At 42.6% G+C, this 8,827-nt stretch carries 9 protein-coding genes (1 of these 9 running past the window's edge); 5 read left to right on the top strand and 4 right to left on the bottom strand.

The genetic code is table 11. The annotated features are described in order from the left end of the window. Positions 1-308, top strand: the 3' portion of a protein-coding gene (locus tag FHG67_RS09540) for an acyl-CoA dehydrogenase family protein (protein WP_002630823.1). The gene continues 1,450 nt to the left of window position 1, outside the view; 308 of the gene's 1,758 nt are visible here — the last part of the coding sequence; its start codon lies beyond the left edge, outside the window; the stop codon is at positions 306-308. A gap of 380 nt (positions 309-688) precedes the next feature. Here FHG67_RS09540 and FHG67_RS09535 read toward each other — a convergent pair whose 3' ends face one another. The 4 genes from FHG67_RS09535 to asnS form a co-directional block, all read right to left on the bottom strand. Next, on the bottom strand, positions 689-889 hold the full coding sequence (locus tag FHG67_RS09535; RefSeq protein ID WP_002630812.1) for an integrase core domain-containing protein: 201 nt from the start codon (positions 887-889) through the stop codon (positions 689-691). Positions 890-1,329: 440 nt separating this feature from the next. Further along, the gene (locus tag FHG67_RS09530) at positions 1,330-2,184 is read right to left on the bottom strand and encodes a DUF1176 domain-containing protein (RefSeq protein WP_004499604.1); all 855 of its coding nucleotides are present in this window, start codon (positions 2,182-2,184) and stop codon (positions 1,330-1,332) included. 335 nt (positions 2,185-2,519) lie between these two features. Then, entirely contained in the window at positions 2,520-3,311 is a 792-nt protein-coding gene (locus tag FHG67_RS09525; protein WP_004495788.1) for a tetratricopeptide repeat protein, read from the bottom strand. Between the two features lie 54 nt (positions 3,312-3,365). After that, the gene (gene asnS / locus FHG67_RS09520) at positions 3,366-4,673 is read right to left on the bottom strand and encodes an asparagine--tRNA ligase (protein ID WP_004499583.1); all 1,308 of its coding nucleotides are present in this window, start codon (positions 4,671-4,673) and stop codon (positions 3,366-3,368) included. A gap of 81 nt (positions 4,674-4,754) precedes the next feature. Between asnS and folD the strand changes: the two genes are divergently transcribed. The 4 genes from folD to rlmB are packed head-to-tail and all read left to right on the top strand — an operon-like array spanning position 4,755 to position 8,754. Next, entirely contained in the window at positions 4,755-5,609 is an 855-nt protein-coding gene (gene folD, locus FHG67_RS09515) for a bifunctional methylenetetrahydrofolate dehydrogenase/methenyltetrahydrofolate cyclohydrolase FolD (protein ID WP_004502541.1), read from the top strand. A gap of 15 nt (positions 5,610-5,624) precedes the next feature. After that, the gene (locus FHG67_RS09510) at positions 5,625-6,590 is read left to right on the top strand and encodes an acetylxylan esterase (RefSeq protein WP_004496039.1); all 966 of its coding nucleotides are present in this window, start codon (positions 5,625-5,627) and stop codon (positions 6,588-6,590) included. Continuing rightward, positions 6,587-8,005 carry a cysteine--tRNA ligase gene (gene cysS / locus FHG67_RS09505; RefSeq protein WP_061234949.1) on the top strand — a complete coding sequence of 473 codons (1,419 nt, stop codon included), beginning with the start codon at positions 6,587-6,589 and terminating at the stop codon, positions 8,003-8,005. Before FHG67_RS09510 ends, cysS begins: the two co-directional genes overlap by 4 nt. Next, complete coding sequence (gene rlmB, locus FHG67_RS09500) at positions 7,990-8,754, top strand: 23S rRNA (guanosine(2251)-2'-O)-methyltransferase RlmB (protein WP_061234948.1); 765 nt, start codon at positions 7,990-7,992, stop codon at positions 8,752-8,754. Before cysS ends, rlmB begins: the two co-directional genes overlap by 16 nt. Positions 8,755-8,827 lie beyond the last annotated feature (73 nt).

Genomic DNA, 8,827 nt, shown 5'->3' with positions numbered 1-8,827 from the left:
AGGAATTCTCCAAGATCAGCGTTTCCCCTTTGTTAAACGAAAACAGAGAATCTCTTGAAAAAATCATAGAATCCTATTCCGCTATCGAAAATTCCTCCACGAGAGACGAAATCGCCTTCGAAGTGGTTCAGTCCACCGCTCGGGTTTTAATCGGATTCCTTTTAGAAAGAGGCGTTTCGAGATTAAAAGGGGAAGCCAAAGAAAAAAAGGAAATTCTCGCCAAAGAATACAACTTGGAATCCAAGGCAATCCTTCTCTCCAATCGGATTACAATTGAGAATCGTCAGTCTCAATTGACATACGCCTAAACTCAAAAACTGTACAAACGTGCTGTGCTCCTTACCAATTTCAACGTCGTAAGTTCGCTCCTTGGTAAGGGGCATTGATAAGCGTTCGAGTTACGAACCACTGTCTTACGATAAGATTTAGTTATTTTATACAAATCGATTTTGTAAGCACTCATGCTTGCCATAAGTGGCCGACTTATTTTTGCTCTTCGTTAAGACGGCAAAGAAGTTCTCACGATTCTTTTATTGTGAAGCGAAGCTATAAGTCAGGGATTACGACAAAATTTAGATTGCCCCTACAATCCGATTCGACTTCTTAATATAACGTGAGTTCGGTGTAACAAAATGCGAAAGCGATTATATGTTTCCACTGTAAAGTCCTAAAATCAGGTTTACAGGAATCAGACAGCTTGATGAACAAAATGCGGAGTTAAGAAACCTAAATGTTGATGAATCCGAGCATTGTTGTAAAGAAAAACGGCTTGCTTGAGAGCGATTTGAGCTTCTTTAAAACAATTAAAAGTATTATATAATTCGAATTTAATAGTTTTATTGATTCTTTCGGCGACAGAGTTTTCATAACAGTGATTCTCTTCGGTCATGCTGATTCTGTGGCCTGCGTTGATTAGAATATCGGTATAATCCTTCGAACAAAATTGAATACCTCGATCGGAATATCTTTTTGCCCTTTGGTATTTGTGCAAGGGCCATATTCAAAGCATGGATACAACCTTCCGTTTCAAGAGAGTGGTGAAGCTTGAAACCTACAATCTTTCTTGAATATAAGTCCGTTATCAAAGAGAGATATGCGAGTCCGTCTTTAATTTTGATGTAAGTAATGCCGGAAACAAAAATCAGGTTTGCTTCGGCTGGAATTAAATTGTTGATTAAATTGGGATATTTGAAAAAAGGGCGGTTTGAATTTGTGGTTCTCGCATATTTTCTTTGTTTTTCCAAAAGGAGATGATTCTTCTTCAGAAGGCGAAAAACCTTATCCCTGCCCATTTTGATGCAATATTTTTGCAGGACAGATTTCAACATCTCATAAAGCTTTCTGCCTCCCGTTGCAGGCAAAAGATGTCAAATTCACGTTACTTATCCACTCTTTCCAATCGAACGGAACTTCATATTGTTTCCATGTAATCGGGACCTCGTCCGCGGAATAGGCTTCGGTTCCATCACATTCCAATTTTGCGCGAATTTCGACAAGAACGGGAAGATTTTGCTCCGATGGTTGATACCGAAAATACGTTCCGCAATCACCCATTCCTCGAAACTTGAAAAACGCGATCCATTCTTTCGTTTCCGGTTTATAATACCGAATCCAACGATCGCTTTCCAACCGTTTCATCCGAATTTTCTCCGAAGCCTCGTCGTTTCGGTTCCATGAAAACTCATACGCGATAAATTTCAAAAGTTTCGTTTTAGCGGGAATCGTGCGTTCGTCATATAAAAAGTAGATTCGATTTTCATTATAAGCCGTAGCGTCGCATAACAATTCACCTAAGAACTCCCCCTTCCCCAGTGAAAAAAATCGAATCGGCGCCCTACCCAAAAAATCCCGATAGCGATACAAATCGATTTTACCGTCCTCACCTAACGCGACATTGTTGTATTCGCAATCCTTAGGCAATTCGCTTTGTAGAGAATCGATCGCGTCCGTACAAACCTCCGCGGGAAGTTTTATTTTCTCGGCGACAAGATCCTTGGAACGAGCCGAGTATTCACAATCGGAGGGCCAATCTATTTTGTTTCTCCGAAACAAAGATTGTTTATAGGATGCGGGCACGCCTTTTCGCACAAACAGGGAAGTATTCAAAAAAAATAATACGATTCCACCGAAAAAAAGGAAAAAGATCGAATACAACAGCTTAAATCGAAAGGCGCGAACATTCATATTCTAAAATTAGGGATTTTTCCAGAGATGGTAAAACCATTTCCCGCGAGTGACGCGTTGCCATTAAACGTTTCACTTTCCGCAAACTGCAAAATACTACTCGGGCGCATGATAAGAATACTATGATAATATTATTTAGAAAATTAAAATGTTGGAATATATATAAAAAGCCTGAAATCCCTGATTTGACTTATTTTTAAGTGCTATTTTCATGCGTCCGAGTAGTAAAAACGGGATCCCGTGAACTTGAAGTAGGCGCGAAGCGGAGAGCTTTTTCCTTACTTCGGCTCCGCGCTGACACTCGCTCCAAGATTCTTAAAAAGGCAGAAGACCATTTAACCGTGAACGGCCACGAGTTCTCTGAAAACTTCTTCCGCTTTCTGAAAGTTTTCCGAAAAAAGATAAGCAAATCCCAAATCGATCAATTCCTGCATAGAAAGGGATTTTCGTTTGGCTTCCATTTTGGGAATATTCGCTATCCTTTCGGAGAATTCTTTTTTCTTTTCGTCAAAAGTAGGAAGTTCCTCATATCCGGGAATTTTCTCGAGAACAGATTTCGCTTCGTCAAATTTTCCAATATAAACAAGTGCAAGTCCCAACGCACCCATAACGTCTCTTTCTTCGGAAAGACGTTTTGCGTTCTCCGCAAAAACTTGAATCGCTTCTTTGTAATTTCTAAGATGATAGTTGGAAAAAAACTCCGCCTTACAAAAGAAATCGTCCGAAAAACGGGTCTTGTAAATGGAAATCAAATCCAAGACCGTTTTGAAATCGACTGCGCTTTCGCTTACGAGAATTCCGGTTCTAAGCGTCGAATACGCGACTGGAACGGAAGAAGATTTAAAATACGAATGAAACTTTTTTGCGGCCTCTCTTAGTTTTCCCGCTTCCTTGAGAAGATAAGCTTCCAACAGCGGAGTTAGCACAGAAGAGCCTTTGAGAAAATAATTTATTTCGCAGTCCGAACCAGATTCAAATCCGGCAATCCCACTCAGATGATTTAAAAAAGCGTGATTCGGATTTTTTTTTGCGATCTCGATCACTTCCTCGTAAGAACCCGTTTCGAATAATTCCCAAGCGGTTTCTTCAATGGAAGACGGATTGGATACTGCTAAATTCTGGCCCATACGATACCTCTCTTTTTCTTATCGGATAGGCCAGAAGAAAATATCTGAAAAAAATCAGGGATACAATCTTTCCATCATCCTTGGAAACGGGATACACTCTCGAACGTGTTGAAGTCCGCAGATCCATGCGATCATCCTTTCCGAACCGAGTCCAAAACCGGAATGAGGAACCGAACCGTATTTTCTCAAATCCAAATACCAATCATAAGATTCCACGGGAAGTTTTTCCTCCTTGAGTCTATGAATGATGTTCTCGTAATTCTCCTCCCTTTCCGATCCTCCGATGATCTCCCCCACTCCGTCAGGCGCGATTAAGTCCGCGTTTAAGACTGTCTTCGGATTATCCGGGTTCACCTTCATATAAAACGCCTTCGATTCTCTCGGATATTTTTGGATGAAAATCGGACCTCCGAATTCCATTGTAAGCATTTGCTCCCTTTCGGAATTGATATCATCTCCCCAAACGATATCCTCTCCCTTAAGTTTCAAAATTTCTAACGCTTTTGTGTAATCGATCACTGGAAAATCCTTTTCCAAATATGCAAGCAACGGAGCCGGATCTCTTTCCAACACTTTCAAATCTTGTAAAGAATTCCGTACGGTTTCCCGGATGATGGTTTTAACGAAGTCTTCCTGTAGCTTTAAATTGTCAGCATGACCGGCAAATGCAACCTCCGCTTCCACCATCCAGAACTCGGTCAGATGTCTTCTCGTTTTACTCTTTTCCGCTCGGAAAGTCGGCCCGTAACAAAATACTTTGTTGTGCGCAAAAATCGCCGTTTCCAAATAGAGCTGTCCCGTCTGAGCGAGATACGCGTTTCCAAGATCGAAGTATTCCGTGGAAAATAAGGTTCCGGCGCTTTCTCCTACGGACCCGGTAAGGATCGGAGTATCGATCAAAAGAAAATCCCGTTCGTGGAAGTATTTACGGATCGCAAAGGAAAGATTGTCTCTTACCCGAAGGATAGCCAGTTGTTTGGAAGAACGCAACCAGAGATGTCTCTGAGAAATTAGAAAATCGATCCCGTGTTCTTTCGGAGTGATCGGATAATTTTCGGATTCCCCGATAATTCGAACCCGATCCATTACAAGTTCGAATCCGATCGGAGATTTTTCGTTTTTCACCAAAGTTCCCTCGACCGATACGGAAGTTTCCTGACGGAGATGTTTTACAGTTTGAAAGACTTCCTCACCTAATATTTCCTTTTCCGCGAGAACCTGTAAAATTCTTCCACTGTTTCTAAGCGAGATGAATTGCCTCGCGTTGCTTCCTCTGATTCCGTGCACCCAACCTTGAACGACGACTTTACGATCCACGTATTTTTCCAAACCATGATTACTGACGATCGGTGTTTCAGACATGGACCCATTTTACCCTTTCGGTTTCACCGGAAAGGATATTTTTTACCTGACAGAGTAGATAGACCTTAAATCCTGAGGAGTATGACTCCGATTCTCTTAGATGGAAAAAAACTCTCCGAAAAAATCAGGAATGAAATTCGCCGTGAAATCGAAGAGAGAAAAACAAAAAATCTTAGAATTCCAAAACTCGCAACGATCCTAGTCGGTAACAACCCCGCTTCCGAAACCTATGTTTCGATGAAAATAAAAGCCTGCCATGGCGTGGGAATGGGTTCGGAAATGATCCGATTGGAAGAACAAACCACAACGGAAGAATTGCTCTCGGTTATAGACAAACTCAACGCAGATCCGAACATTGACGGGATCCTACTCCAACATCCTTCCCCCCCTCAAATCGACGAAAGAGCAGCGTTTGACCGGATTTCTTTTCGCAAAGACGTGGACGGAGTCACCACTCTTTCTTTCGGAAAACTTTCTATGGGAGTGGAAACCTATCTTCCTTGTACTCCCTACGGTATGGTTCTTTTACTGAAAGAACACGGTATCAATGTTTCGGGAAAGAATGCGATCGTCGTAGGACGTTCTCCAATTTTGGGAAAACCGATGGCAATGCTCCTCACGGAAATGAACGCGACCGTCACACTTTGTCATTCCAAAACCCAAAATCTTCCGGAGATCGTTCGTAAGGCGGACATCGTCGTCGGAGCAGTCGGTAAACCGGAATTCATCAAGGCCGATTGGATTTCCAAAGGTGCGGTTCTTTTGGATGCGGGTTATAACCCAGGGAACGTGGGAGATATTGAAATTTCCAAGGCAAAAAATTATTCCTCCTTTTACACTCCGGTTCCGGGAGGAGTCGGTCCGATGACAATCGCAGTACTTCTCCTACAAACTCTTTATTCCTCAAAAGAACACTTTACACCACCGGTTCAGTGAAAACGATGTTTCCAGATGGCGATCAGTTTTGACGAATGCTTTCAAACTTATCCGGAGCTTCATAGCCCTACCGACCTCGATGAATTTTGGTCCGAGGCAATCCGGGATTTAAAAAACTTTCCGATTAAGAAACAATCCAAAGCTCTCCTCAAAGGCTCGATTATCAAGGAAACCATCTATGATATTTCCTTTCAATCCTGGCAGAACGCAACCTTGACCGGAACACTCGTAATCCCTCGAAAACGAGGAGATCTTCCCGTGGTAGTTTATTTTCACGACTACGGAATAGACAGACCCGCAATCATCAAAGGACTTACTGAAAACGGAGTCGCTCAGCTCATCCTTAATCTCAGAGGTCACGGTTCTCAATTGGTTCGCCCTCTGCTCAAAGAAGGGGAAATCCCAGATCCAGATTGGACTCCCGGTTATTTCACCAAAGGCCTGGACGGAAAGGATTCTTTCTACATGAAAGGATTGTATCTGGACGTAATTCGCACCATTGAATTTTTAAGACTCACCGACGGAATCGACGGAGATAAGATCATTCTCTTCGGAAAATCCATGGGAGCCTCTCTTGCCGTTTTCGGCGCGGCTTATACGAACCGGATCAAAGGTTTGATCTTAGAAACTCCTAACTTCTGTCATATAGACGATCTTCAACTCAAGCTCGAAAAAAGTTGGATGAAGGAGCTGAACGCCCAATTGAACAGCTCCAAAACCAAAAAAACAGCGATGAAAAAAAGTTTAGCATATTATGATAGTATAAACTTCTCCAAGAAGATCAAGATTCCGACCCTGGTTTCCGTCGGGATGGACGATAAGATCTCACATCCCAAATCCGTATTCGCGTTTTTCAACCATCTGAATTGCGACAAAAGAATGCAAGTTTATCCCACAGAAGGAAACGAAGCAGGCCTAAAAGATGATAAACAGAGCGGAGCTAATCTAGAATTTGTGAGGGAAATTTTCTTTCCCGAATGATAGAGATCCAATTCTACAATTCCCTTTCGGGTAAAAAAGAAAAATTCTCCCCCGCAAACCCACACCGAGTGACCGTTTACTCCTGCGGTCCTACGGTTTATAATTTCGCACATATCGGAAACTTACGCGCGTTTCTTTTCGTAGACGTCCTGCGTAGATCGCTTAAACTTTTGGGATACGGCGTGGATATGACGATGAACATCACGGATATCGACGACAAAATCATCCGCGATTCCATCTCCTCCCAAAAAAGTATCCAAGAATTTACGACCCCTTGGACGGAAGCCTTCTTCGAAGATTTAAAAACCGTTTCCGCCGAATTTTTAGAACACTACCCCAAAGCCACGGAATCGATTCCGGAGATGATAGAGATCATCCAAAGATTGCAGAATCAGGGACTCGTTTATGAAAAAGACGGGAATCTTTATTTTTCCATCCAAAAGTTCGAAGGCTACGGAAAACTCAGCAAGATCGATACGTCCGGAATGAAAACCGGAACCCGCTACGACACGGACGAATACGAAAAGGAAGATGTGAGAGACTTCGTTCTTTGGAAAAGCCCGAAGTTGAAAGGGGAAGCTTCCTGGAAAACGTTAGTCGGCATCGGCAGACCGGGTTGGCATTTGGAATGTTCCGCCATGATCCGCAAAGTTTACGGAAGCGGAGTGGACATTCATACGGGCGGAGTCGATCTTTTGTTTCCGCACCACGAAAACGAGATCGCGCAGTCCGAAGGTGCCTTTCCCGAAGAATCCTTTGTGAAAACCTGGCTTCATTCCGAACACCTTCTTGTGGAAGGTCAAAAAATGTCCAAGAGCAAAGGAAACTTTTACACATTACGGGATCTCGTCCAACAAGGTCTGGATCCGAAAGCCATTCGTTTTCTTTTGATTTCAGCCCATTATCGTTCTAAGCTGAACTTTTCCACCGATCGAATCGCAGAGGCCTCCGCAAACATTCGCAAAATTCAGAATTGTTTGGATCGTCTTTTGGATTTGGAACCGGATATGAAAATCGATTCCATTTTCACATTCACCCTTCCGCTTGCTCAAACTTGGAAAAAAGAATTCGAGGAATCTTTGGCCGACGACCTGAACATTTCCAAGACCTTGGCGGTCGTCTTTGAATCTCTCAAGCAGATCAATTCCTTACTCGATACAAATCAAACGGATTCCAAACAAAGAGTCGAATTCATTCAAATTCTTGCATACTATGATCGTATTTTCGGAATTCTAAACTTCGAATCCCCGAAGGATCCTCTAATCGATTCAGAGATCGATTCCCTTATCGAAGAAAGACAAACGGCAAGAAAGAATAAGAACTTTGCGCGTTCCGACGCGATTCGAGATCAACTTTTAGCCCAAGGAATTCTGATCGAGGACACAAAGGACGGAGTCCGCTGGAGGAGAAAATAGCCAGACCGGAATACATCTTTGGAAAGCGGACTCTTATCGAACTTACGGAGGCCCACATTGGAAAGGAACATTCTTTTCCCTTTACCGATTTGTATGTTAAAGAAAATCCGGGAACAGATATTGTTGAAAAAATATTAAACCGACTTCCTTCCTTTGTAAAAGTTCATAGGATTTCCGGTTCGAAACTGGACTCACTCGTTCCGGGAAGAAACCACCAAGGAGTAGTCGCTCTCAAAAGTTCTTCCAAACAACAAATTTCCGACAAAAAAAATCTGGAAGAATATCTCTCTGAAAAACCGGGCGCCTTTCTCGTTTTGGATCGAATCCAAGATCCGGGGAACTTGGGAAATATTCTGAGAACCGCAGAATGTTTCGGAATTACGAACATCATTCTCCCCGAAAGGGAATCGGCGGGAATCACTCCCGTAGTAGAAAAAGTTTCTTCGGGCGCACTTTCGTTTCTAAAAATTTTCACGGTTAAAAATCTTGCGAACACTTTGGAACTCTTAAAAGAAAACGGCTATTGGATCGTGTCCACGAGCGACCGAGGAACAGAAGAAAACTGGTCCAAACTTCCGGAACTCAAGGAACTCGTAATCCTCATGGGTAACGAAGGAGAAGGAGTCAAAAGAATCCTATTGGAAAAATCGGACTTTGTCCTTCGAATTCCCATGCACGGAAATCTTTCTTCCTTAAACGTCACGGTTGCAACCGGAATCGTTTTGGATCGAATCGTAAATCGGAAATGAAGCATTCGATTTTTTGAAACTTCGCTTTCCGCTTTTCTTCCGCCATCTCTTTCGATCCTTTAAGAATTATCTC

The sequence above is a fragment of the Leptospira weilii genome (assembly GCF_006874765.1).
In the GTDB taxonomy this organism is placed as follows: Bacteria; Spirochaetota; Leptospiria; order Leptospirales; family Leptospiraceae; genus Leptospira; species Leptospira weilii.
Note: the sequence above shows the minus strand (reverse complement) of the source record. Positions and strands in the feature narration are given on the sequence as shown.

Bases quoted from the DNA above. Each gene is read 5' to 3' on its own strand.
- folD (WP_004502541.1), top strand. From the start codon at position 4,755: ATGACTCCGATTCTCTTAGATGGAAAAAAACTCTCCGAAAAAATCAGG.
- cysS (WP_061234949.1), top strand. From the start codon at position 6,587: ATGATAGAGATCCAATTCTACAATTCCCTTTCGGGTAAAAAAGAAAAA.
- FHG67_RS09530 (WP_004499604.1), bottom strand. From the start codon at position 2,184: ATGAATGTTCGCGCCTTTCGATTTAAGCTGTTGTATTCGATCTTTTTC.
- FHG67_RS09510 (WP_004496039.1), top strand. From the start codon at position 5,625: ATGGCGATCAGTTTTGACGAATGCTTTCAAACTTATCCGGAGCTTCAT.
- FHG67_RS09535 (WP_002630812.1), bottom strand. From the start codon at position 889: ATGACCGAAGAGAATCACTGTTATGAAAACTCTGTCGCCGAAAGAATC.
- FHG67_RS09525 (WP_004495788.1), bottom strand. From the start codon at position 3,311: ATGGGCCAGAATTTAGCAGTATCCAATCCGTCTTCCATTGAAGAAACC.
- asnS (WP_004499583.1), bottom strand. From the start codon at position 4,673: ATGTCTGAAACACCGATCGTCAGTAATCATGGTTTGGAAAAATACGTG.